At 36.8% G+C, this 25,982-nt stretch carries 24 protein-coding genes; 13 read left to right on the top strand and 11 right to left on the bottom strand.

The genetic code is table 11. From position 1 onward, the window contains the following. Nucleotides 1–87: 87 nt before the first annotated feature. The 6 genes from IPI65_07870 to IPI65_07845 all read right to left on the bottom strand — a co-directional run bounded on the left by IPI65_07870 (nucleotide 88) and on the right by IPI65_07845 (nucleotide 7,488). Entirely contained in the window at nucleotides 88–1,389 is a 1,302-nt protein-coding gene (locus IPI65_07870; GenBank protein MBK7441434.1) for a WG repeat-containing protein, read from the bottom strand. 409 nt (nucleotides 1,390–1,798) lie between these two features. Next, nucleotides 1,799–2,413 (bottom strand): hypothetical protein, encoded by a 615-nt coding sequence (locus IPI65_07865; GenBank protein ID MBK7441433.1) that lies wholly within the window; start codon nucleotides 2,411–2,413, stop codon nucleotides 1,799–1,801. A 281-nt stretch (nucleotides 2,414–2,694) separates the two neighbouring features. Then, entirely contained in the window at nucleotides 2,695–3,069 is a 375-nt protein-coding gene (locus IPI65_07860) for a hypothetical protein (GenBank protein MBK7441432.1), read from the bottom strand. Between the two features lie 180 nt (nucleotides 3,070–3,249). Next, nucleotides 3,250–4,011, bottom strand: coding sequence for a hypothetical protein (locus IPI65_07855; GenBank protein ID MBK7441431.1), 762 nt, complete (start codon nucleotides 4,009–4,011; stop codon nucleotides 3,250–3,252). Between the two features lie 340 nt (nucleotides 4,012–4,351). After that, a complete protein-coding gene (gene ffh, locus IPI65_07850) occupies nucleotides 4,352–5,692 on the bottom strand; it encodes a signal recognition particle protein (GenBank protein ID MBK7441430.1) in 1,341 nt (446 codons plus the stop codon). Nucleotides 5,693–6,039: 347 nt separating this feature from the next. Then, a complete protein-coding gene (locus tag IPI65_07845; protein ID MBK7441429.1) occupies nucleotides 6,040–7,488 on the bottom strand; it encodes a glyceraldehyde-3-phosphate dehydrogenase in 1,449 nt (482 codons plus the stop codon). A gap of 231 nt (nucleotides 7,489–7,719) precedes the next feature. On the opposite strand from IPI65_07845, the gene IPI65_07840 reads away from it, so the two are divergent. Then, entirely contained in the window at nucleotides 7,720–8,103 is a 384-nt protein-coding gene (locus IPI65_07840; GenBank protein MBK7441428.1) for an ATPase, read from the top strand. Here the strand turns inward: IPI65_07840 and IPI65_07835 are convergent. Continuing rightward, entirely contained in the window at nucleotides 8,098–8,700 is a 603-nt protein-coding gene (locus IPI65_07835) for a hypothetical protein (protein ID MBK7441427.1), read from the bottom strand. The two genes, IPI65_07840 and IPI65_07835, sit on opposite strands and share 6 nt — an antisense overlap. Nucleotides 8,701–8,702: 2 nt before the next feature. On the opposite strand from IPI65_07835, the gene IPI65_07830 reads away from it, so the two are divergent. After that, the gene (locus IPI65_07830; protein MBK7441426.1) at nucleotides 8,703–10,127 is read left to right on the top strand and encodes an LptF/LptG family permease; all 1,425 of its coding nucleotides are present in this window, start codon (nucleotides 8,703–8,705) and stop codon (nucleotides 10,125–10,127) included. Continuing rightward, nucleotides 10,127–10,777, top strand: coding sequence for a phosphatase PAP2 family protein (locus IPI65_07825; GenBank protein ID MBK7441425.1), 651 nt, complete (start codon nucleotides 10,127–10,129; stop codon nucleotides 10,775–10,777). The genes IPI65_07830 and IPI65_07825 overlap by 1 nt, the downstream gene beginning before the upstream one ends. A gap of 131 nt (nucleotides 10,778–10,908) precedes the next feature. On the opposite strand, the gene IPI65_07820 is transcribed toward IPI65_07825, so the two are convergent. Continuing rightward, nucleotides 10,909–11,655, bottom strand: a complete 747-nt coding sequence (locus IPI65_07820) for a glycosyltransferase family 2 protein (protein ID MBK7441424.1) — start codon at nucleotides 11,653–11,655, stop codon at nucleotides 10,909–10,911. A 688-nt stretch (nucleotides 11,656–12,343) separates the two neighbouring features. Here IPI65_07820 and IPI65_07815 point away from each other — a divergent pair. Further along, nucleotides 12,344–13,402: a hypothetical protein gene (locus IPI65_07815; GenBank protein MBK7441423.1), complete on the top strand. Its 1,059-nt coding sequence runs from the start codon at nucleotides 12,344–12,346 to the stop codon at nucleotides 13,400–13,402. A gap of 25 nt (nucleotides 13,403–13,427) precedes the next feature. Beyond that, on the top strand, nucleotides 13,428–14,495 hold the full coding sequence (locus IPI65_07810) for a hypothetical protein (protein ID MBK7441422.1): 1,068 nt from the start codon (nucleotides 13,428–13,430) through the stop codon (nucleotides 14,493–14,495). Nucleotides 14,496–14,561: 66 nt separating this feature from the next. On the opposite strand, the gene IPI65_07805 is transcribed toward IPI65_07810, so the two are convergent. Next, complete coding sequence (locus IPI65_07805) at nucleotides 14,562–14,924, bottom strand: hypothetical protein (GenBank protein ID MBK7441421.1); 363 nt, start codon at nucleotides 14,922–14,924, stop codon at nucleotides 14,562–14,564. Nucleotides 14,925–15,260: 336 nt separating this feature from the next. Here IPI65_07805 and IPI65_07800 point away from each other — a divergent pair, with 336 nt between their 5' ends. The 4 genes from IPI65_07800 (at nucleotide 15,261) to IPI65_07785 (ending at nucleotide 19,987) form a co-directional block, all read left to right on the top strand. Further along, complete coding sequence (locus IPI65_07800; protein ID MBK7441420.1) at nucleotides 15,261–16,388, top strand: DUF748 domain-containing protein; 1,128 nt, start codon at nucleotides 15,261–15,263, stop codon at nucleotides 16,386–16,388. Next, nucleotides 16,375–17,286 (top strand): YihY/virulence factor BrkB family protein, encoded by a 912-nt coding sequence (locus IPI65_07795; GenBank protein MBK7441419.1) that lies wholly within the window; start codon nucleotides 16,375–16,377, stop codon nucleotides 17,284–17,286. Before IPI65_07800 ends, IPI65_07795 begins: the two co-directional genes overlap by 14 nt. Nucleotides 17,287–17,429: 143 nt before the next feature. Beyond that, a complete protein-coding gene (locus tag IPI65_07790) occupies nucleotides 17,430–18,737 on the top strand; it encodes an AAA family ATPase (GenBank protein MBK7441418.1) in 1,308 nt (435 codons plus the stop codon). After that, the gene (locus tag IPI65_07785) at nucleotides 18,734–19,987 is read left to right on the top strand and encodes a tetratricopeptide repeat protein (GenBank protein MBK7441417.1); all 1,254 of its coding nucleotides are present in this window, start codon (nucleotides 18,734–18,736) and stop codon (nucleotides 19,985–19,987) included. The genes IPI65_07790 and IPI65_07785 overlap by 4 nt, the downstream gene beginning before the upstream one ends. A 95-nt stretch (nucleotides 19,988–20,082) precedes the next feature. On the opposite strand, the gene IPI65_07780 is transcribed toward IPI65_07785, so the two are convergent. Continuing rightward, nucleotides 20,083–20,676, bottom strand: coding sequence for a hypothetical protein (locus IPI65_07780; protein MBK7441416.1), 594 nt, complete (start codon nucleotides 20,674–20,676; stop codon nucleotides 20,083–20,085). A gap of 164 nt (nucleotides 20,677–20,840) precedes the next feature. Here IPI65_07780 and IPI65_07775 point away from each other — a divergent pair, with 164 nt between their 5' ends. From IPI65_07775 to tnpA, 4 genes are all read left to right on the top strand, one after another. Then, nucleotides 20,841–21,314 (top strand): hypothetical protein, encoded by a 474-nt coding sequence (locus IPI65_07775; GenBank protein ID MBK7441415.1) that lies wholly within the window; start codon nucleotides 20,841–20,843, stop codon nucleotides 21,312–21,314. 11 nt (nucleotides 21,315–21,325) lie between these two features. Then, the gene (locus IPI65_07770; GenBank protein ID MBK7441414.1) at nucleotides 21,326–22,039 is read left to right on the top strand and encodes a glycosyltransferase; all 714 of its coding nucleotides are present in this window, start codon (nucleotides 21,326–21,328) and stop codon (nucleotides 22,037–22,039) included. After that, nucleotides 22,036–23,205 carry a glycosyltransferase gene (locus tag IPI65_07765; protein MBK7441413.1) on the top strand — a complete coding sequence of 390 codons (1,170 nt, stop codon included), beginning with the start codon at nucleotides 22,036–22,038 and terminating at the stop codon, nucleotides 23,203–23,205. Before IPI65_07770 ends, IPI65_07765 begins: the two co-directional genes overlap by 4 nt. Nucleotides 23,206–24,346: 1,141 nt before the next feature. Then, nucleotides 24,347–24,820 (top strand): IS200/IS605 family transposase, encoded by a 474-nt coding sequence (gene tnpA / locus IPI65_07760; GenBank protein MBK7441412.1) that lies wholly within the window; start codon nucleotides 24,347–24,349, stop codon nucleotides 24,818–24,820. 635 nt (nucleotides 24,821–25,455) lie between these two features. Here the strand turns inward: tnpA and IPI65_07755 are convergent. Further along, a complete protein-coding gene (locus IPI65_07755; protein ID MBK7441411.1) occupies nucleotides 25,456–25,947 on the bottom strand; it encodes a DUF2004 domain-containing protein in 492 nt (163 codons plus the stop codon). Nucleotides 25,948–25,982 lie beyond the last annotated feature (35 nt).

Below are 25,982 nucleotides of genomic sequence, written 5' to 3'. Positions count from 1 at the left end.
ACCCATTTTCAGGTTGAAGTTTTATAATTACATAAATATATTCATTTTTTGCAAAACAGCCTTAACCTCAACCGCCTTAGCTTTCATTCAATCAAACTTAATCACCTCCCCTTCCGGCGATTGGTAATAGGTGCCTACCTTTTCATGTAATACGAATCCTTTGGATCCATCTGCACGTATGAGCATAAATTTTCCCATCTCCCAGTAACGTTGTTTGTACTGCGGTTCTGCTATTAATTGATATTTATCACTATACACGCCAATTAATCCGTTTTTAGTGACATATATTGCCGGATCATAGAAGTACATATTGCATTCAAATTCAATGGGAATTAATACTTTTCCTTCTAAACTGATCATACCACTTTTATTATCTTTTGTTACGTAATAATCACCATTTTGAGTTGATAAATTATCAAATTGAATGGGTATAATTACTTCACCTTTGTGATTAACCACGCCGACAAGATTATCCTTTTTAACAATAAATCGTTTAACACCATTATATTCCAATTGGTCATACTGATTGAGGTCGGCAATTTGATTAAAGTTTTTATCAAAAACCACACAACCCTGCACATTTTGCCAAAAATATTTATTTGGATCAATTACTTGCTTATTTACCAAACCTAATAACATGGTGTCGTGAATCATTATGATATTATCAAATTTAAAATCAATCTGCACAACACCGGTTTCATCTATGAGCCCACATTTCCCATTTTTAAATACTTTAATAAATGCGTCGTTCAAAATGTTATGCTCCGGGTAGCCATAATAATTGGTGTCACTGCTGCATCTGTAAATAGGTGGAAATAATACATTTAAATTAGTATCCAATAATCCAAAATAACCATCCTTTTCAATTATCAATTTTTCCCAATCACCATCAAAGTCCTGATATCTACGTATATCATCATATACAGCCGGAACCACAACTTCTCCTTTTGTGTTTATTAAGCCAACCTGCTCATTTAATTCATAATATTTTAAATTTCCATGATATTCAGTAAAATCCCTTAAGCCATACAGATAAATTAACCCGGCATTAAAATAGTCCATGCCTTTTAATCCCCTACCATCAGAAATGCCATGATAAGTTTTAACAATCTTGCCCTCCGTATTCCTAAACAAATACATATTTTTAGGTGGAGGTCCCATAAGCGCAGCCCACGACAATCCTCTTGGTTGTGAAGCTTCTTTATAAGCAACCTGCCGCTCCCATGTGTCGTAATAATTAATTACAATTAATTGAATGCTATCTTCAAACGGGAAATAAAGTGTATCTGCAGTTTGTTTTGGCTCCGTAAATAATCCTTCCAGAGTAATTTGTGACTTGATGCTAATAGAAAATAATAGCATCAGCATTAATGTGTACGTTTTAAGCATAGGTGAGTAATCAATAAGCAATAATCACGCCATTTTCGAGGGACTTAGCGCTACAAATTCCAATGTTTAAAACAGCCGAAACCACAATCCCGATGGCTATCATCACGGAGAAAATACACACAGAGAAAGCACAGGGGGATTTATTGAAAATTATTTAATTTTATTTTAATGAAACAACATGGCGATTAATTCAAATATACGAACATTTTCTCCGCGAACTTTGTGTGTATTTTCTCTGAGTGCTCTGTGGTTTCGGCTGTTCAAAAAAGTCAATTTTAGAAAAAAGGGGAATAACAAACACTATTCCAATTGTTAAAAATAAAACTAAAAGTAGATTTTTCATCGAACATCCGAAAACACACAAAGTTTTTATTTGCGAAAAATTTAAACCTTTAAGCTAAATAGCTGATTAATCTGTCCTGATTTTTTCACATGCATTAAAAATTTCAACAACAACCTCAGCTACTTCTGTATCTATTAAATGAGATTTGCCAATCAACTTATACCTGGTTTTAAGGTTATCAAATGGGCCAGCATTAATTAAAATTCTTTCCACTTCTTTAGGCCCGTATTCCTTTTCCATATCGGTTTTTAATTCAATTTGGACATATTCTATTTTAAAAGATTGTTGAGTTTTAGCTTTACTGTTTTTCAATGAATACCAATTTTCATTAGTTGGAGGTTGGTCTTCAACATTTTGGACAAATTTATCTAACGTTAATTGAATACAATCTTGCAATTCCTCGATTTTCAAAGGCCATTGTTTAATGATTATTGAATCCAATTCATTAAAACTAATTTTATCCTTACCAACTGGCACGAATAAAATCTCCTTAAATTTCGAGCTGATAAATAGCCAACATCGCCTTTCAATAAAAGGGAAGTGCTCAACTTTACCGCTACCATTGGTTTCAACTGATTCACCTATCGGTTTTATATTTTTTTTATTCCAAAACATATCTAGAATTAATACTTTAAAAATTGGTTCTATATAATTTTGATATTCAAATTTACAAAATTCCAAGATTTAAACTTTTCATGAACAGCCGAAACCACAAAGTTCACGGAGAAAATACACACAGAGGTCACAGAGTTTTTGTTTGGGATAAAAAAATAAATAAGAAATAACAATATTATTTTAATCTCAAATTTTTTTGTGTTTTTTTGCGAGGATTTCTTTTGTGTTTTTTGTGTTACAAAATACAAATCATGACACTGTCGAGAAGTCTTAATTTTGAAAGGGTATAAAAACGCAATACCGATTTATTAATAACGCTAATAGCCTAATTAAAAATTGAAAATGTTTTATAAACCGGCGTTAAGTCGATTTCCATAATCCAAACTAATTGTTCTCATTAATTCAACTTGTTTAGCAAATGCCGGAATTCGTAAATCTGAATTCGATTTTGGTTCCAATTTCGCCCAATCCCAAGCCATTTTGAAAGTTAAATCTTCCATTACCATAAAAATAAGCTCATTCAAATCAGTAGTTTGTTTCCTGAAAACTTCTTCTCCCCGCTCCAAACAAATATAATAATAGCCATTTTGCCAAATTTCAATAAATGGGTCACAGTTGTAATTGGAATTATTAATTTCAGGTAATAAATGCAAATCACTACTTATTTTAGCAAAATTAGTTTCAAGAATTTGGCGAAGTTCTGCACTTGATATTACATCCATAATTAAAACTTACTTTAGCTGACAATAATTAATTTGCTCTAAAGGATGAAATTATTGACACCAGGCATTTCAAAAATGTCACATTTTTTAACAAAGTAGCCAATATTATCAATACTTCCAGGCATTTTTTTTATGTTATTAGCCGATTTACCCTGTCACAAAATAAAAAGCAGTTCAAATTTAGCTTTTATTATTTATCATCGTTTTGAATAATTTCAATGACTTCCGTTTACTCAAAAATCCCGAAAAAGAAAATAAAAATGCAATTCCAAAAAATATGTTACCAATCCACATCACTGAACTAAACGAAACAAATACATCTTGCCGATTGGTGTTGAACATATACAACATGTAAACATTAAAAGCAACCCAGAGCAGTATTGCAATTAAATAATCCTGCCTTGGCTTACCGTAAATTTTATTATTTGTTGCATCTTTAACAACAAAGCCTACATCTTCTTTTAAAAGCGCCACAATAAAAGTTGCCGGTTTAATTTTTTCGCCGATCGAATCCACTACTCTAAAGGTTTTGTCCTTTAAAACAATAGTGTAATTAATAACCGTCCGTGAATTATCTAAATAAGTAGTTGCTCCTGTAGTATTTCTATTTACAATAAACGACTCCCTCCTTTTTTCAATTACTTCGCCTTCAACCAGTTCAAAATAATCTTGTTCATCCACCTCATTTTTTAAGCCACTTGTTTCTCCCCATTTAAAACTCTTTTTTGGGCATAAAATACCTATCACCACATTATTTTCATTAACCCTGATTATTAGTTCCAGTCCTTTATCAAAATAAATAGCAGCCTTATGTGGCATTGTTAAAGTATACGTTTCATTATTTATTTTAAGGAGATAAACAATAATTTTAAAACCATTATCATCATATTTTTCGGTTCGTTCGTAGTCCTGAATAAAACCTTTTATTACTGTGTGTTGCATGAAGGTGGTTATTTATAATACCTATTCAAAACTATCAAAAATTAATTACCTTTTTAATAAATACTACTAATTTATTAATCGAAGGTATAAAGCTATTGATATACCTTATATTTATTTTCAATCAAAGCTTTTCAGTCATTCTAGCCCGGGGTGTCGCGAAAAGCCCGCAGTCCGACGATAGGCGGGCGAGGACTTGTAGCAGAACACCGGCAACGATTTTGATACGAAGCGGGATGTTGATGCTCCAATAAATTAAAAACAACTTTCTTTAAAAGATGCTGTAAATTAAAAAAGGCCACCCAAAGGCAGCCTTTCAATTAATTATTTTAATGAAATTTATTTATCGTTTTCCCATCATGCCACCTAATGCACGTGCAGCTTTGGCGCCGCCGCCCATTTTGTTCATCATTTTCATCATTTTGCGCATTTCTTCAAATTGTTTCATGAACTGATTTACATCCTGAATACTGCTTCCGCTGCCTGCTGCTATACGCTGGCGACGTGTGCCGGTCATAATGTCGGGATTGTTGCGCTCTTCCGGTGTCATGCTGTAAATCATGGCTTCGAGTTTTGCGAATTGTTTTTCGTCGATGTCCATGTCTTTAATTTGTTTGCCGATTCCGGGAATCATGCCCAACAAATCTTTCATGTTACCCATTTTTTTAATTTGCTTTAACTGCTGTAAAAAATCTTCGAAATCGAATTGATTTTTTCTGATTTTTCGTTGCAGCTCTTCCGCCTTTTCCTGATCAAATTGCTCTTGCGCTTTTTCTACAAACGACACAATATCACCCATACCCAAAATACGCTGCGCCATACGGTCAGGGTAGAACAATTCGAGCGTGTCCATTTTTTCGCCGCGACTCACAAACTTAATCGGCTTCTGAACTATATACTTAATCGATAACGCTGCACCACCGCGTGTATCACCATCTAATTTGGTTAATACAACACCATCAAAATTTAATCGGTCGTTAAATGCTTTAGCCGTATTCACAGCATCCTGACCGGTCATACTATCAACAACAAATAATGTTTCCGACGGATTTAATGCGGCTTTAATTTTCGCAATTTCATCCATCATTTCTTCATCAACAGCGAGGCGACCGGCAGTATCCACAATTACAACATTGTGGTTATTCATTTTGGCATAATTAACTGCCTTTTTTGCAATATCAACAGCATCTTTATTTTCAACATCTGCATAAACATGCACACCAATTTGCTCCCCTAAAACCTGTAACTGATTAATCGCAGCCGGACGATAAATATCGCAGGCAGCCAACATCGGATTTCTTCCTGTTTTGGTTTTAATATAATTGGCAAGCTTCGCACTAAATGTTGTTTTACCGGAACCTTGTAAACCGGCAATTAAAATAATTGCAGGCGAACCCTTTATATTAATGTCGGTTTGCTCACCACCCATTAATGACGTTAATTCATCCTGCACAATTTTAACCATTAATTGCCCCGGCGAAACTGCTGTAAGCACCTGTTGTCCAAGCGCTTTTTCTTTCACCGTATCGGTAAATTCTTTGGCAATTTTATAATTAACATCGGCCTCCACCAACGCACGACGAATTTCCTTCACCGTTGTGGCAATGTTAATTTCAGAAATTTTTCCCTGTCCCTTAAGGCTCTTAAACGCGCCTTCTAAACGATCCGATAAATTTTCAAACATAGTTGTTTAATTAGTTGATTAGCTGATTAGCAAATTAGCTAATGGTGACTTCTTCGAAACATTCAAACTTTTCGACTTATATGAATTAGCAAATTAGCTGATTAGCAAATTAGCTAATGATTACTTTTTACAAACATTCAAATTCATCCTTCCAAAATTAGTCCGCACAGCGGACTAATACTCAATTGTAAAATAAATTCGAATTAGGATTACTAATGTTCAATTGGACTCCGAATCCCCATTTGCTAATTAGCTAATTTGCTAATCAGCTAATCCTCTCCTCAGTCCAATCGCACTCCAAACCCGGCTGTTCAATTAGCACATCAGCACATTAGCACATCAGCACATTAATAATACCTTAACCGAATCACTCCGGCTAAATATTTTGATAAACGAACAACCTGTTTTGTATAACCAAACTCATTGTCGTACCAGCAATATAAAACCACATTTTTACCATCTTTTGAAACAATGGTTGCGGGTGCGTCGACAATTACGCAATGGCTGTTGCCGATACAATCGCTGCTCACAATTTCTAAACTGATACTGTAATCTATTTGTTCAACCAACTGACCAAATGAGGCAGCTTCGCGTAACACATTATTTACTTCTTCAATGGTAACTTCTTTTTTCAAATTTAAATTCATAATCGCCAGCGACACATCCGGTGTTGGAACACGAATGGCGTTGCCGGTAAATTTTCCTGCTAAATCAGGAAGCACTTTTGCAACTGCACCTGCAGCTCCGGTTTCGGTAATTACCATGTTCATTGGCGCTGAACGACCTCTGCGCGATTTTTTGTGATAGTTGTCGAGCAAATTCTGATCGTTGGTATAACTATGCACTGTTTCCAAATGTCCGTGATCAATACCAAACATTTTTTCCATGGTATATAAAATCGGAACAACGGCATTTGTTGTACAACTTGCTGCAGAAAATATTTTTTCTTTTGCAGGGTCAAAAATTTCATGATTAATACCGTGAACAATATTCGGAATATCACCTTTACCCGGCGCAGTTAATAATACATGGCTCACACCTTTTGCTTCCAAATGTTTGCTCAAATTAGCGCGGTCGCGGGCAATACCTGTATTATCGATAATTAATGCATCATCAATTCCAAATGCATTGTAGTCAATACTTTCAGGCTTATCAGCAGCAATCATATAAACGGTATGTCCGTTAATAATCAGCGCTTTATTTTCTAAATCTTCAACAATGGTTCCGCGGAATTTTCCGTGAATAGAATCGCGGCGTAATAAACTCGCACGTTTAATAATATCCTCATCAGAATTAGAACGTGTAACAATAGCACGTAAACGCAATTGTTCACCTTTTCCTGCTTCATTAATAATAATTCGTGCAGCAATACGACCAATTCGGCCAAAACCATATAAAACAACATCTTTTGGTTTCAGCACCATTTTGTCCTGACCAATAAAATCGTGTAATTTATCTTTTACAAATTCCAGTTCGCTGCTGTAATTGCTTCCTTCACTTAACCACTCGCTGCCCAAACGGCCTAAATCGATGCGGCTTGGCGCTAAATCCAATTGATTAATTGCTTTGGTTAAAGCCAAAGAAATTTCAATTGTGAGCGGACGGTTCAAAAAACGTTGCGCATATAAATGGTGATTTAAAATTTCACTCGCACGAGCATCAACCAAATTGCGGCGGAAGATAATCAGCTCCACAGACTTGTCGTACCAAAGGTGTGTTGCAATACTGCTGAGTTCAACTGCAGCCTTTTCTTTCATGTTCCACTCCTTAAGCTTTAATTCATAAGTGTTGTTCATAATAATGTAAGTAAGGTTTAAAAGGTTAGTTTTTCAGGTTGCAAAGGTAATGAAAGCGCGGCAGAGCTCAGCTACTTTTGTGAAAAATGACTATAAGTACAATTATAAAACTCAACAATATCAAGGGTTTTATCACTATCCCCAAAAAAACTTTGTTAAAAATTTTGTATCCTTTGAAATTATATTATACTTGCAACATTATAGCCGCACCCATGTGTAGCTTCCAGTAACATGTCGAAAAAGAAACAATTTACCATAGAATACATCATAAAATCGAGTCCGTTGGTCCTTTACAACTGTCTCATAACCGCTACCGGGCTTCAACAATGGTTCGCCGATACAGTAGATAATGATGGCAATACCTTTTATTTTACCTGGAATGGTGAAACCGAAACTGCCGAGCTCCTAAGCTCCGAAGAGGACGATTATATCCGCTTCCGCTGGGATTATCAGGATAAAGACGAATATTTTGAGTTCCGCATCGATAAAACCGAAGTAACAAACGATACCATTTTGTTTGTTACCGACTTTGCCGACGACCGTGAAGTGGATGCACAACGCCGCCTTTGGGATGCTCAAATCCACAATCTCATTAAACGCATCGGCGCTTCATAATAACAATTGTAACATGGCCTCATAATGCGCAACCACAGCTGTGGCGAGCTTTTCCGTGTCTGTTTCCGTAGTTTTTATACTCAGTTTAATGTAACCATGTCGTGCTGCATGCAACTTGATTGCTTCAGGTGACAATTGGTTTGCTTGGTTATATGTACTCTTATTGATGTCATGACACCACGCGTCTTCGTAGCAACTGAACTGCACGGCATCAGGTGTTTGCCGTAGTTTTTCAGCTACGGTTGACAGCACGCCGGAGAGTCCGTCTCCCGCAATTACCATATGCGCACTAAAGTAATGACCATACCAAAACATGGTGCGAAAAGCAAATATGGCATTCTTATTGAAACCTCTGGGGAAATCGAGCATTACCCAAGGGTAGCCCAAATAGTTTTCACCCTGCGATATTTTTCCGGTCTGATAATCTGTTCCCTCAGGAAAAGGAAATTGTTTGTGCAGAGAACTATCTTTGAGCCGCAATCGGATAATTTCGAACAACTCGAAAATTTTTTGATTAACCCTTCGTTTACGTTCAAACAGTTGGGCATCAAACATAAATTGAGTTTCGTCGTTATCAAAAAATAATTGGTCGGGCATACATGAACAAGATTGACAAATATATCATAAAATCGTTTCTGGGACCATTCCTAATTTCATTTGTGATTGCTTTGGTGATATTTCTGATGATATTTTTATGGAAATACATTGAAGACCTGGTGGGAAAAGGACTGGAATGGTATATCATCGCCAAATTATTATTTTATGCTTCTGCCAATATGGTTCCGCTTTCGCTGCCAATTGCAGTTTTACTGGCTTGCATCATGACTTATGGCAACCTGGGCGAACGTTTTGAACTGGCTGCGTTTAAAAGTGCAGGTATTTCGATGTTTACATTTATGCGCAGCACTATAGTAATTGGTGTATTTATTTCAATCGGCGCATTTTTCTTTTCTAATTATATTTTGCCCTCCGCTTATTTAAAATTTGTGGTAACACTGGTAGACATCACCAAACAAAAACCGGCACTCAATATTAAACCCAACGAATTTTATAATGAAATTGATGGCTACTCAATTATGATCGGTGGTAAAAGTGAAGACAATGTCACCATTAAAGAAGTAACCATTTACGAAGAATTAGATAAGAGCAACGACAATGTGCTGATTGCAGAAAAAGGCAAAATGCAAACCACAGCCGATAATCAGAATTTATTATTTACGCTGTATAGTGGCAAACAATACGAAGAATTAGAGCCTGAAGTAAAAAATAAAAAATCGCGCGAGCACATGCGCATGAATTTTGGTGAATGGGAAAAATCTATCGACTTAAGTGGTTTTCAAATGACGCATACCAGCGAAGATTTGTATCAGAACCACTACAAAATGTTGAATATTACGCAGCTTGCCAATGCAATTGATTCATTAGATAAATATATCGGCAAACAAAGCACCACACTGGAACCAAGTATGCGTATGCATTATCTGGAAGGCCGCGACAGCACAGTTTCCATTGCACCGCTTACTACAACATTAAAATCAAAACGGTTTATCGATGAAATTCCGGTAAGCGACCGCTATGCTATTATTAAAAAAAGTTTAACCACCTCGCGCAGCCTCGCCGGATACAGCACCAACGTTGTGCAGCGCATGAAAAATACCGAATTAAAAATTCGCGACCACGTTATTGAAGAACACCGAAAATATACCTTATCGGTAGCTTGTTTATTATTTGTATTTATTGGTGCACCATTAGGCTCCATTATTCGAAAAGGTGGATTTGGTTTACCTGTTTTATTATCGATATTTATTTTTATTTTTTATTATATACTCAATATTGTTGGTGAAAAATTAGCAGAACAAATGGTATTAACACCATTCTGGGGCATGTGGATGTCGAGTTTAATAATTGCACCATTTAGTTTTTTCCTCACCATAAAAGCAAAAAATGATGCGCCTGTTATCGATGGTGAATGGTATACAAATCAGTTTATTAAATTACGTCAATTGTTTGTCCGTAAAAAATAATGAAACAAATTATACTTCAAAATAAAACATTTTACGCCTGTTGGTTGGTTTGGTTTGTTTTAGGCGGCTTGTATTTAGCCTTTAATGAAAAAACTGCTGCATCACTTGCATTAAATAATATCCACACACCTGCCCTCGATGTATTTTTTCGTTACATCACCTGGGGTGGCGATGGTATTGTAATTGCAATAATTTGTTTTGTGCTGTTGTTTGTAAAATTGCGTTTTGGCATCATCATGAGTCTGGTTTCATTTACCTCCGCATTTTTTGTTTCCCTGTTAAAAAATTTCTACGACGAGCCGCGACCTTCACGTGTATTAGCCGGCCAGGACTTAAACTGGGTGCAGGGTTTAGACCTCTATTCGAATCACAGTTTCCCGAGCGGACATGCGGCAGCGGCATTTACCATGTTTTTATTATTGAGTTTTTTTGTTGGGAAGAAAAACTATACCGTTTTATTTTTCACTTTGGCATTGTTGGTTGCTATTTCCCGCGTGTATTTATTCCAGCATTTTTTAATTGATGTGTGGATTGGCTCATTATGCGGAATTGTTTTTGGTACCCTGTTATATTATTTGCTCATAACTTCACCATTATTTAAAAATAAAACCTGGCATAACTGGAGTTTGTTTAAGCCGGTTGTGAAGTAATATTAGAATTTAGCTTACCTAATCGCAACGCTATAATGTAGGGGCGGATGCAATTCGCCCCTACATTATAGCGTTGCTCACTTCAGTGAATGATTTGAGTTTAATGGTATTTTGAGCTTAGTGAAAATAAATTATTTTCTTTTCAGGTAGGCATAATTTGCCATTCCCCATTTTTGGAAGCGGTATTGGAAAGATGTTTTGAGTACACCCATTCCGTAAATTACCGAGCGTTTAAAATTAATGGAAGAAGCTTCGTCGAAATATTTTGTAGGGCAGGTTACTTCTGCAATTTCGAAATCGTTAAAAAATATTTGAGCGAGCATTTGGTTATCAAACACAAAATCGTCGGAATTCGCTTCGAAATTAATACCACGTAAAACGTCTGCCGAAAATGCGCGATAGCCGGTATGGTATTCACTCAATTTTTGGCGCAACAATAAATTTTGTGATAGCGTAAGAAAGCGGTTAAACACGTATTTATAAAATGGCATTCCGCCTTTCAATGCCCCTCTTCCGAGAATACGTGAAGCCAACACCACGGGATATAAATCCTGAGCAATAATATTTGCCATACTGGTAATCAGTTTCGGGGTATACTGATAATCGGGGTGTAACATCACCACAATATCAGCACCAAGGGCAAGGGCTTTGTTGTAACATGACTTCTGGTTACCGCCGTAGCCTTTATTTTGTTCATGTGCAATAATGTGTTTAATACCAATTCGTGTGGCCACTTCAATGGTATCATCCTTACTGGCATCATCCACAAGCACAACTTCATCCACAATATCCATTGGAATTTCAGCATACGTTTGCGGTAATGTTTTTCCTGCATTATAAGCCGGCAGCACCACCACTATCTTTTTGTTTAACAGCATGATCGGCGGCAAAAATACGTTTTTTAGTGGTTTTATCTAAAGTATCAAATCCCATAAAAGGCCGATCTTGAATCCAATAAAATCACATCCACCAAAAAATCAGCAGCTGCAGGTCAATTATCGATACCAATCATAAATCCGGGATGTAGGGCCGGATTCAATTCGCCCCTACATCCCGGATTTACTCACATTTTCGAATAAAATCAAATATTCCCCTCTAAATCATAATCAACACCTACCCCATCCACACCATCCCAAAAAAATCAGCGTCCCGCCAGCGGGCATCCATCATCCGCATCCAACAAAAAAAATCAGCCAAAAATCCATCCAAATCAGCGGCCCGCCTCCGCTACGTTCCCGTCCCGATAGCTAGCGTTCCCCAAAAAACCCGTCCAAAATCCTTAAATCATCCCTTTAGCGACCCACTGCCTCCACGTCACCATTCAAAAATTCCGTCCCGATCCGTTCAACCCGTCCTCCATTTAAACACACCATCCAGAATCAGCGTCCCGCCAGCGCATCCACATCCAAAAAATCAGCTTAAATCATCCCAAATCAGCGACCCGCTTGCCGGGTTCCGCGGGTTCCGCGCCTGCCTGCCGGTAGGCAGGTTCCTTTTCAAAATCACATCACCATGTGATTGCCCCCTCTCAATCCAAAATCTACTTTTGCCCCATAACCACCAACTATGAACTACGAATTCGGCCGCGCAAACAACAAAATGCAATTACTCACCAACCGCCTTAAAAATATGGTTGAATTAACCATGGCAAAAGTTGCAGCACATGTAAATGCACCACAAGCATATCCATTACCCGCAGATCAACAAAGTTTAGAGCATGCTATTTATAAATATTACAACGTATTACCTAAATCGAAACAAAAACATTTTTTCGATAATGCCAATAAAATTTTAAATGCCGATGAAACAAACCGTAAAGCACAATTTGGCGATTTAGCCACACTTGATTTTAAAAGTAATAAATCGTTAGCAGCACAAATAAAGGAATTGCCTTTACCGGCTAATATGAAATTAAATGAAGCTGAAGAAAAAGAAGTTTTATCAAAAGCAGAAAATCATCCACACCTGAAACGACGAAAGTCAATCGCCATAGAACCCCAAGGTGTTGCACCACGAACCTTGAGTTTATTTCTCGAATCAATTACCTGCAACGACACCAGTGATGTTCGTAAAGATGAAATTAGTATTACCGGAATTGTAGTAGATGCATTAAACCGAACAAGCACAATTGTAACAAAAAATTTAGGCAAGTTTAAAAAAGATGACAGCAAAAACAATAAAATAAAATTATTCGATTTTGATTTACGTGAGGCAAATACATTCCCTCAAAGTTTTTTTACCACACTATTTATAACTGACAGCGATTTATTTCGGAATGATAATGCCGCCACTGCATTTTTATATTATATGACTGCACTCAGCACCACATTATTTGCAGTTGGCATAACCTTAGCGGCAGCTATGTTTTACAATCCGATTACCGATATTATTGCAAGTATTATAATTGGTTTAGGCTTAATAACGCTCGTAATTGGTGGATTCGGATATTTACTAACCGATGATATTTCAAAGCCCGAAAGTGACCAATTCATTTTTTCATTTCCTCCGGGTATTGCTATTGGTGAAGGTGTAACAACGCCATTAGACTTTGAAATAATCAATTCCTACTCATTAAATGTTGACGGAAAATATGCATCCAATATTCGTTGGGAACGTACAGCTTAATTTTTACTCTTAAATTAAAAACATTATGAATACAATAGCCTATGGCACTGCAACGCCAAAAATAGAAATGGTAAAAGAACGTTTACTAAAAACGTTAGAATTGAGTATGGCCAAAGTTGCAGCACATATAAATTCGCCGGCTAACTATCCCCTTCCGGTTAATACAAAAAGTGTAGAGCGCGCAATTTTTAATTACTATTCGATTCTACCCAAATCAAAACAAAAACATTTTTTCGATAAATCAAATGCAATATTAAGTGCCGGCGAAGCTGCACGAAAAAACAAGTATGGCGACCTGGCAAATCTTGATTTCAAAAGTAAGACACCTTTTTTTGAGCAATTAACAACATTGCAAACACCTGCTCAGCTTAAATTGACAGCTGCTGAACAGGCAGATTTGATCAAACATACAGAGCAACATGTTTTTAGACAAAAATCAGTAAATAAAATAAATACACCACACCCAAAAGTTGCAGCTTTGCCACCGCGTACATTAAAGCTAAGTCTGCAAACCTTAACTTGTAATAAAACAAATGATGTACATAAAGATGAAATAACAATTAATGCTATTGTATTCGACGCACTGGGTCGTAGAACAGAAGTTATCCGCGATTTAGGGAAATTTAAAAAAGAGGATTCCAAAACAATTAATTTACAATTGCAGGAATTTGATTTGCGTGCTGCAGCAACATTTCCACAGCAATTTATCGCAACTTTATTTTTAATGGAAAAAGATTGGTTCCGAAATGAGGATGACCAATATGTGTTATTAGCCTTATTAGGTGTTATAGGTGAAGCAATGATAACGGTAGGTGGTATTTTAATCGACACTATTGTAATCACACCATTAGTTATTGCAGGTTTTGCATTACTCATTTCCGGCGTATTATTTATGTGGACAGCCGCTTTTAGTTTTTCAATGATCGATGATTTTTCTCCCGTTACCACCGATACCTTCGTCCTAAACAGCGACACCCAACTAAACCTGGGTGAAACCCTCAACCGCACCCTAAACTTCACCATCCTAAAAAATTCCACCCTCAACCCAAAAGGCGATTACACTGCTATCCTCCAATACGAACGCACCGCCTAAAATCCCCCAAAAAAAATCAGTGCCCCCGCTTGCGGGTATCCCTACCCATCCCCAAAAAAAATCAGTTTAAAATCTGAAACAATCAGCGACCCGCTTGCCGGGTTCTGCGTTCCTTTCAAACACATCCCACAAAAAATCAGCGTCCCGCTTGCGGGTATCCTTACCCATCCTCAAAAAGATCAGTTTAAATCTGAAACAATCAGCGACCCGCTTGCCGGGTTCTGCGTTCCTTTCAAACACAACCCACAAAAAATCAGCGTCCCGCTTGCGGGTATCCTTACCCATCCTCAAAAAGATCAGTTTAAATCTGAAACAATCAGCGACCCGCTTGCCGGGTTCCGCGTTCCTTTCAAACACCCACAAACAATCGCCCCCCGCCAAACCATCCCACAAACAATCAGCGTCCCGCTTGCGGGTATCCTTACCCATCCCCAAAAAAGATCAGTTTAAATCTGAAACAATCAGCGACCCGCTTGCCGGGTTCTGCGCCTGCCTGCCGGTAGGCAGGTTCCCTCATAAAAAATCCGTCCCTTATCCGTTAAACCCGTTCAATCTGTGTTCCTTTTACAAACATCCCACAAAAAATCAGTTTAAATCATCCGAAATCAGCGACCCGCTTGCCGGGTTCCGCGTTCCTACTTCCCCCAAAGTGTGAATCATGTAAACAATACCCCAAGTTGTATAACACCAACACTATCATCCCGTTACATCTTTGTAATTAGCCCATATACACCCTTTAATATTTTATTACAAATAATAACTAAAATGAAAAAAAAATATAAAATTCTGATTGCCATTCTTGTAGTATTAGTTATTATACGACTGATTTTACCTTATATCATATTAAAGTATGCAAATAAAACACTTGCGCATATGGATGGATATTATGGACATATCGATGATATTGATTTATCGCTTTGGCGTGGTGCTTATGTTATTAAAGAAATATATCTAAATAAAGTAGATACCACCACCTTAAAACAAACCGATTTCTTTTCTTCTGAAAAAATTGACTTATCGGTTGAATGGGCAGCTTTATTTAAAGGTGCGTTTGTAGGTGAATTAATTTTTGAAACACCACAATTATTTTATACAAAAAGTAAAACAACATTAAGTGGACTAGAAGCGGATACCACCGATTTCCGCAACCTCTTAAAAGCCCTCATGCCTTTAAAAGTGAACCGATTTGAAGTGTTTAACGGTAGTATTCACTATATCGACTATAATACAAAACCTGAATTAAATTTAAGTTTAACGGATACTTATGTGCTGGCATTAAACTTAACCAACGTAGTTAATGACACCATATTATTACCATCAACAGTTACTGCCAATGCCAAATTATATGAAGGCAGTTTAACCTTTAATATGAAATTAAATGCGCTGGCTAAAGACCCAACCTTCGATTTAAATGCAGAATTAAAAAATACAAATCTGCCGGAGTTAAATGATTTCTTTAAAGCTTATGGCAATTTTGATGTAACAGGCGGAACCTTTGGTATGTATACCGAAATTGCAGCAAGCGAAGGCAAATTTGTAGGTTATGTTAAACCATTAATTGAAGATTTAAATGTAATTGGACCTGAAGACAAGGAAGACCCGTTTGTGCAAAAATTATGGGAGCATTTAATTGGTGGTGTTGGTGTTATTTTCAAAAATCAAAAAACAGATCGCTTAGCTACTAAAGTGGAAATGCAGGGAGAATTTTCAAGTCCGGAAATTAGCACGCTGGAGGCCATTTGGCAGGTAATACGAAATGCATTTATTCAGGCCTTAATTCCAAGAATTGACAATGAAATAAATATCCTTTCAGTAGATGATGAACAAGTTAAAGATGAGAAAAAAGGGTTAAAAAAATTGTTTGAAAAAAAGAAAAAGAATGACAAAAACTAAATTTAAAATACGCAATTTTTTTAAAATAGCAGGAAAGGCATTTTTATCCTGGCGTAAAAAAGACCCGTTTCGTCAAAGTGCCGTTATTGCTTATTATGCCATATTTTCAATTCCGGGATTATTGATGTTACTTATTTCCATTGCGGGTTATTTTTTTGGACAGGATGAAGTTAGCTCACATTTAATGGGGGAAATTACAACAACTTTAGGTGCAGAGACAGCTGACCAAGTGCAGTCGATGATACACAAAACATCAGAGGTTAAAATATCTTTGTGGGCAAAAATAATAGGTGGCATTACGATAATTATTGGTGCTACGGGAGTATTTAATGAATTCCAAAAGTCGCTGAATAATATCTGGGAAGTTAAACCACTCGCTACTAAATCGAGAATTAAAAAAATTGTTGTTGCCAGATTATTTTCGTTCGGATTAATTTTATCGCTCGCATTTATTTTAATGGTTTCACTGGTAATATCGGCAGTATTAACTGCTTTTGGTGATTGGATATCCGGTCGTTTCTCCGAATCTGCACTAATCATTTTACAAGTATTAACCTTTATAACTTCAACAGCTATTTTAGCCTTTTTATTTGCACTCATGTTTAAATATTTGCCGGATGCCAAAATAAAATGGAATCATGTTTGGATTGGCGCTTTGGTTACTGCACTATTATTTGAACTCGGGAAAACAGTGTTGGAAATTTATTTCAGTAAAACTACACCAGAAGACGGCTATGGCTCAGGTGGCTCTGTGATATTAATACTATTATGGGTTTCATATTCATCACTCATTGTTTTTTATGGTGCCGAATTTACCCGCGCATACGTTGCACTGCACGCCGATCCGGTTGAACCTACCGATATTGCTGTTAAAGTAGAAAAGCCCGACGAAAGGTGAAATTTAACCTGCTCCAACCCGTATAAGCCATTTCAAAACCTGATTTGCGGAATTATGTACTTCGGCTTTGTCGGCAAAATCTGCTACTTTTACACTTCGTTTGATCAATTTAATTGGTCATAGTGAAAATTAATTTATAAGGTATGGATGAGAATACAATTAATAGTTTACGGGAAGCACTCAAAGTTTCGCCGGATAATATTCCCTTACGACATCATTTAGCCGAAATGTTAATTCAGGCTAACAGAATTGCGGAAGCTGAAACCGAATATCTTGAACTCATGAAACTTTCGCCCGACCTTAAAACTAAAACAGGTTTAGCAACAGTTTATTTTAAACAGGAAGCTTATTCCAAATGTAATGTAATTCTTGAAGAAATAATTGAAGGTGGCAATGCAGGTTTTGATGTATATATTTTATATACGAGGGCATTGGTAAAGGAAAAGGCAATTGGAGCCGCTATTCAGGCATATCAAAAAGCGTTGAAATTTAATCCGGGTTTTCTAGATGAAGAGTTGGATAAGGAACTGCGGACTACAACTTTTATTGGGGAAGATATTGACCTGGAAGAATTTGAAAATAATTTTATTCAGAAACCAAATATCAATTTTCAGGATGTAGGTGGAATGGATCAGGTGAAAAAAGAAATCGAATTAAAAATAATTAAACCTCTATTACATCCTGAATTATATAAAGCTTACGGTAAAAAAATGGGCGGTGGCATTTTATTATACGGTCCACCGGGATGTGGCAAAACGTATATTGCCCGAGCCACTGCAGGTCAGGTTAATGCCAAATTTATTTCTGTTGGACTAAGCGATATTTTGGATATGTGGATTGGCAGCAGCGAAAAAAATCTGCATCAGGTATTTGAAGTTGCCCGACAAAACACACCCTGTGTTTTATTTTTTGATGAAATAGATGCATTAGGTGCCAGTCGCAGCGATATGAAACAATCGGCAGGCAGACATTTAATTAACCAGTTTTTACAGGAGTTAGATGGTATTGATTTAAGTAATGAAGGTATCTTGATTTTAGGTGCTACAAACACACCTTGGCATCTGGATCCCGCTTTTAGAAGACCGGGCCGCTTTGATCGAATTATATTTGTCCCACCTCCTGATGAAGCAGCTCGTGAAGCTATTTTTAAATTAAAGCTGAAAGATAAACCAGTCGATAAAATCGATTACGCCGGTTTAGCGAAAAAATTTGAAAATTATTCCGGTGCTGATATTGAAGCGTTGGTAGATATTGCCATTGAAGAAAAATTAGAGGCCTCATTTACAGATGGCATTCCAAAGCCAATAACTACTAATGATTTAATATTAGCCGGAAAAAAACATAAGCCAAGTACCCAGGAATGGTTTACTACGGCGAAAAATTTTGCGTTGTTTGCAAATGAATCAGGTTTATATGATGATATTCTCACGCATTTAAAAATTAAAAAATGAGAGGAGAAATCATTCAGCGTGCGCATATTTTATTACAGCAAAAACGTTATGTTGAAGCAGAAAAAATGCTCGCATCACTCACACAGGATAACCCTAATGATGTTTTAGTATTATCAATGCTGGCAGAAACAAAAATTGAACTGGATAAAATTGATGAGGCAGAAGAACTGATAAATACAGCAATTGGAATTGATCCTGAAAGCGCACATTTGTTTTATATTAAAACACGCATTCAGCTTGAACAAAATAAATACGATGCAGCCGAAAACAGTATTGAAACGGCAATAAAAATGGCCCCTGATGAAGCTGATTATCATGCCTATTGGGCATCCATAAAACTTTCTCGTAAACAATATGAAGCTGCATTAAATCTCGCAAACGACGCGCTGGCTATAGAACCTGATAATTTGCTGGGTTTAAACATAAGAAGTAATGCGCTCATAAAATTAAATCGTAAAGAAGAATCTTATGAAACAATAATTGGTGCTTTACGTGAAGACCCGAACAATGCATTTACACATGCTAATTATGGTTGGAATTTATTGGAAAAGGGTAATCACAAAAAAGCACTGGAACATTTCAGGGAGTCACTAAAAGCTGATCCTGATAATCGGTATGCACAGGCAGGTATGGTTGCCGCATTAAAAGCAAACAATATTTTTTATCGCGGTTTTTTAAAATATGCATTTTTTCTTGGTAACCTCACCGCTAAATATCAATGGGCGTTTATTATTGGATTTTATGTTGGTGTACGAATTATTGCCAGCGTTGCAGAAAGTAACCCCGCTTTACAGCCATATTTAAATCCATTAATTATTTTGTTGGCCATTTTTGCCTTTTCAACATGGGTAATGACGCCAATCAGTAATTTATTATTCCGGTTAAATCCATATGGCAGGCACTTATTGGATGAAGAGGAAATTAAAAGCAGCAATTTTGTTGGTATCAGTATGCTGATATTTTTAGCCGGTATTATATGCTATTTAGTTACATTCAACGAATTGTTTTTATCGATTGCCGTTTTTGGATTTACGATGATGGTGCCGCTCAGTGTGATTTTCGCTAAATCGAAATCCAAATATTTTTTTGTTTTATATGCAGCCGGATTAGCAATTGTTGGAATTACTGCAATAACGCTGATATTTATAAACGGGAAGATGGGAAATCCGCTTGTAACTGTTTATTTACTTGGCTTCATCGCATTTCAATGGGTAGCTAATTTTGTCCGGATTAAGGAATCGAATTTCTAAAGCAATTTTATAAATCTTTTTGAAAACGGTTCACATAAGGAACACAAATACGACTCCCAAAGCAGACAAACCAAATTATTAATTATCAGCTTAAATTATTTTGTTATCCTGCTGTTTGCCGTTAACAATACCATTGCGCCATTATACAAAAAGAGGTAAATCGGGAAAAGCGCATACAACCATGGATTCCCTGCACATAAAATCAGTGAAAATGTCCATGAAATAAATCCCAACATCCATGCAGCACTTTTTTGTGATATTGGGTTGCGGTATGCATGCAACAAAGTAGGTATTCCAACTATAAAATCAGCTAAGATGGCAAAGCAAGTGGTTATCCACGCATCCTGAGAGATGTAATAAATAATCAGACAAATTAATCCCAAAAATAAAAATCTATAGTCGGAGCGGACAATTAAATAATTTTTTTTAGCCCAGGATAAAAAGAAAATTACAAAACATCCTATAGTTGATAATAGTAATCCTATTTGGCTCCACTCCCAACCCTGCTCAATAACCTGTGAAAGTAAACCTGTTCCTATTAATAAACCCCATCCGAGCCACGACAATAAACTTGGTGTAAATCGTTTTCTGAAAACATCTACCACCAGCATAATTTGTGCTGCAGCAATAAAACCGCCCGCAAAAAGGCTGATAATTTTTTCAGTAAGTGGCGTGAGTAATAAGAGCATGCGCTGCAAAGCTAATTCAATAAATGGAAAGCTGTTTTGAGGTATCTATAATGGTCGATTGCTGTAAATGAACAATTTCAATCAGCCAACCCAATTCAAGATGCCACCTTAGTTTCAGCTAATAGTTCAGCCTCCGCAAATGATTGATTAACTTTGCCTTCTCGATGCACATACTTCTGTTAGCCAAAAAACCACCCTACCCTGCTCATGATGGTGAAGCTATTGCTATCATGCAGATGGCAATGGGTTTAGCCGAACAGGGTTGTAAGGTTGATGTACTGTATTTGAACACCCCCAAACATCATTTCAATGTTGAGGCAATTCCTGAAGAATTTAGCAAAAAAATAACTTTTTACGAAGTTCGCTTAAATAACAATGTAACCTCAATTGGTGCTTTGATGAATTTAATAGGAAACAATTCCTATCACGTTCAGCGATTTTTCAGTAAACAATACTTACAAAAATTGTTACAATTAATAAAAACAAATCAATATTCCATCATCCAAAGTGAAGGATTATATTTGATACAATACTTAAATCATATTAAATCATTAACCTCAGCCAAATTAATTTACAGAAGTCACAACATTGAATCCGAAATCTGGAAAATATTGCAGGGAACACTAATAATAAATTAAAGGCTTGGTATTTGAAATTACAATCTGAAAGGTTATTAAAATATGAAAAAAACATCCCGGATTTTCTTGATGCGATAATCCCAATTTCCACGAGCGACAGTAATTGGTATCAGCAGTTGGGATATAAAAAACCGGTATTTTATGCTCCTACCGGAATAAATTTAAAATCAACGGTTGTTTCACCTACTATCGCTTTTAAAAGTATTTATTTTATTGGTGGCTTAGATTGGATTCCAAATATTGAAGGCATTAATTGGTTTATAAACGAAGCATTTCCGAAAATTAAAAAATCTGTGCCTGAAGCAGAATTTCATCTGGCCGGAAGAAACGGCGGCAGTGAGTGGTCGAAATTAAAAATACCGGGTTTCATATATTACGGAGAAGTTCCGGATGCCGATATTTTTGCAGCAGATAAAAACATTTGTATCGTTCCATTATTTTCCGGTTCGGGAATGAAAATTAAAATTGTGGAAGCCATGAATATGGCGAAACCGATTGTTACAACAACAAAAGGCGCCGAAGGAATGCCACCCGGAACAGAGGAGCACGTGTTTGTAGCCAACACAAAGGAACAATTTATTGAGATAATTATAACATTGTTGCAGGATGCTGAAATGTCGGTAAATAAAGGCATTGCAGCCAAATCATTTGTCCGCAATACACTTAGTAACAGTATTTTAGCAAAAAAATTAATTCAATTTTATCAAACTTTATCGCCGCAATGATTTGGTTAATCATATTTTGGGTTTGCGCATTTTGTTTGGTACATAGTTATGTGCTATATCCATTTTTATTAAAAATTTTTGCGGGAGATATCAGTGTTCCCAAACCTCAATATCATCCGGCTCCGCAGCCAATGGTAAGTGTGCTAATGGCAGTTTATAATGAGGAAAAGGTAGTTGAACAAAAAATCAGGTCCGTTTTTAATACTGCATATCCGGCAGCACAATTGGAAATGTGGATTGGTTCAGATGGTTCTACCGATAAAACCGATGAAATTATTGCTAGATTAATTAGAGAAGGATATCGCATTAACTTTAAACAATTTGGTGGCAGAAATGGTAAAACGCAAATCATTAATGCAATGGCACCTTTGGCAGCAGGTAAAATTTTTATTCCTACTGATGCCAATATTTTATTTGAACCATTAACTATTCCAAAATTAATTGCGCATTTTACCGATGATAAAGTTGGTCTGGTTGCAGCAAATATTACCAACACCGGATTACGAAAAGATGGTATCAGTTATCAGGAGCAAACCTACATTAAACGCGAAAATATCATTAAATTTTATGAAGGGCAATTATGGGGTACAATGATGGGCGCCTTTGGTGCATGTTATGCTATCCGAGCTGAATTATTTCCAAAAATTCCGCAAAATTTTTTGATGGAAGATTTTTATATTACACTTGCCGTAATTAAAAATAATAAAAAAGCGATTGCGGAGCCTGAAGCAATTGCGTATGAAGATGTTAGTAATGAAATTAAAGAAGAATTTAAACGCAAAATAAGAATATCTGCAGGTAATTTTCAAAACCTGGCTGTATATAAAGGCTTACTTTTAAAACCCTTTACCGGAGCCGGTTTCAGTTTCTTATCGCACAAAGTTCTACGTTGGCTTGGGCCATTTTTTTTAATTGGCACATTTGTAACAAGTTTAATTTTATTTAATACCAATCTATTTTTCCAATTGGCATTTTACATTCAAGCAGCCGGGTTTTTAACACCATTATTAGATAAGTTATTAAGCAATTTAAACATCCATATTTATTTATTGCGTTTGCTCTCCTATTTCTACACTATGAATTTAGCCCTCCTCCTCGGCTTCATAAAATACCTCAAAGGCATAAAAACCAGCGTCTGGAATCCCACCCAACGGAATGTGGAATGAAATAAAACAACATAGTAATAAATCAAGTTAATTATACCAATGCCCATTCCTCTCAACAGTGAAACCTCGAAGCTATGAACTACATTTGAACGATAAACCAACCGCGTAGCTTTACCTTCCTGATAAGGTAGGGGTGACACGTTTGTAGCAAACGTAATTAAACGATTCACAAAACCGCATAGCGGTGAAACCTCGAAGCTCCTCATTCCTTGCAACGAAAAACCAACCGCGTAGCTTTACCTTCCTGATAAGGTACGGGTGAAACGTTTGTAGCAAACGTAATTAAACGATTCACAAAACCGCATAGCGGTGAAACCTCGGAGCTATGAATTAAATTTGAACGATAAACCAACCGCGTAGCTTTACCTTCCTGATAAGGTAGGGGTGAAATAATGATAACAAGCGCGAATAGTAGAATCTACAAAACCGCATAGCGGTGAAACCTCGGAGCTATGAATTTCATTTCAACGAAAAACCAACCGCGTAGCGGTGAAACAATGGAAACAAAGCGCGAACCTTAGAATCAACAAAACCGCGTAGCGGTGAAACCTCGGAGCTATGAATTTCATTTCAACGAAAAACCAACCGCGTAGCGGTGAAACAATGGTAACAAAGCGCGAACCTTAGAATCAACAAAACCGCGTAGCGGTGAAACCTCGAAGCTATGAATTAAATTTGAACGATAAACCAACCGCGTAGCGGTGAAATAATGATAACAAGCGCGAATAGTAGAATCTACAAAACCGCATAGCGGTGAAACCTCGGAGCTATGAATTTCATTTCAACGAAAAACCAACCGCATAGCGGTGAAACAATGGTAACAAAGCGCGAACCTTAGAATCAACAAAACCGCGTAGCGGTGAAACCTCGAAGCTCTGAATTACATTTTTACGATGAATCAGCCGCATAGCTTTACCTTCCAGATAAGGTAGGGGTGAAACAATGGTAACAAAGTGCGCTACTAGAATCAACTAAACCGCGTAGAGGTGAAACCTCCAAGTTGTGGATGAAAAACACAGTATATCTCAAAAAAACATTCGCCCAAAACCCTTACAGCTGTAGATGATAGCCGCGCGAACCGAGTATATTCGCTTACACACGGCTTGGAAAAAATAATGTAATATGTTTGCTAAAAAAAATTATGGCAAACGCGTATTCACAACTTTACATTCATCTTGTTTTTGCAGTAAAAAACAGAGAAAGTCTTTTATTAAAACCATGGCGAGATGATGTCTTCAAATACATGGGAGGTATTTTATTGAACAAAAATCATAAGCCCTATATTATCAATGGTGTTGAAGACCATGTTCACATTTTATTTGGTTTAAATCCGAAAGAATCAATTTCAGATGTTGTTCGGGATTTGAAAAATAATACTTCAAAATATATCCACGATTCAAAATTTACAAAATATGCCTTTAGATGGTCAAATGGGTATGGTGTTTTTAGTTGTGCAAAAACGGAAATTAATCGTATTTACGATTATATAAAAAATCAGGAAGAGCATCATAAAAAGGAAAAATTCGAATCGGAATTTAAAACATATCTAACAGATAATGACATTCCGTTTGATTCGCAATATTTGTTCAATTGGATTGATTATTATGTTGACTAGTGTAGCTTTTTATTCAACTAAAAAATGTCGCACTCCGAGGTTTCACCTTCGAGGTTTCACCGCTACGCGGTTTTGTCGGTCTTGGGAGCGCACTTTGTTACCATTATTTCACCGTTATGCGATTGATTCTTCGAAAAAATGTAATTCAGAGCTTCGAGGTTTCACCGCTACGCGGTTTTGTCGGTCTTGGGAGCGCACTTTGTTACCATTATTTCACCGCTATGCGGTTGATTCTTCGAAAAAATGTAATTGAGTACTTCGAGGTTTCACCGCTACGCGGTTTTGTCGGTCTTGGGAGCGCACTTTGTTACCATTATTTCACCGTTATGCGATTGATTCTTCGAAAAAATGTAATTGAGTACTTCGAGGTTTCACCGCTATGCGGTTTTGTCGGTCTTGGGAGCGCACTTTGTTACCATTATTTCACCGCTATGCGGTTGATTCTTCGAAAAAATTTAATTGAGTACTACGTGGTTTCACCGCTATGCGGTTTCGTGTGGTCTAGGAGCGTGTGATTGTTACAAACGTGTCACCGCTACACGGTTAGGTGATTCTATGTAGCGCACTTTGTTATCATTATGTCACCCCTACCTTATCTGGAAGGTAATGCTACGCGGTTGCGTTGATTGGAATTTTTAACTTTCTTGTCCAATGTCTTCTAATTCCATTTTGGAGTTGAAATTCATTACGATGATGGTGTCGGTGTGGTCGTAGCCGATGCTGAAATCGACGGTGATGGCGTCGAGGATGTCTTCGGGGTAAAAACCAATGCGGACAATTTTGAGCTGTGATAACATTTTTTGCTCTTTGTTCATATCATCCGCCGTGCCAGTAAATAATGTATCTAATTGCTCCGCCGATAAACCACTCATTTGGCGATTAATATATTGTTTTACAACACCATTGGTTTGAAAACTCTTTTTTAATTCGATATACGCAGTGGAAATTAATTGTGGAAGTGATTGTAATGCAGCAATGGTGTCTTCCAGGTCGCGACTGCCGATTGCGGTGTCGTCGAAATTTAAATCTAATGGGATATTTTTTCCTTCATAGGGATAATCAGCCTGATAATAATCACTGAGTTCATCAATATCAATAGCGCCAAAATATGGTAGGTTCACAGACATGCTTGGTTGTTTCGCACAAAGGTAAATGATATTTT

It is taken from the genome of Bacteroidota bacterium, assembly GCA_016706255.1.
Lineage (GTDB): Bacteria > Bacteroidota > Bacteroidia > Chitinophagales > BACL12 > UBA7236.
This window is presented reverse-complemented; position numbering and strand designations above follow the sequence as displayed.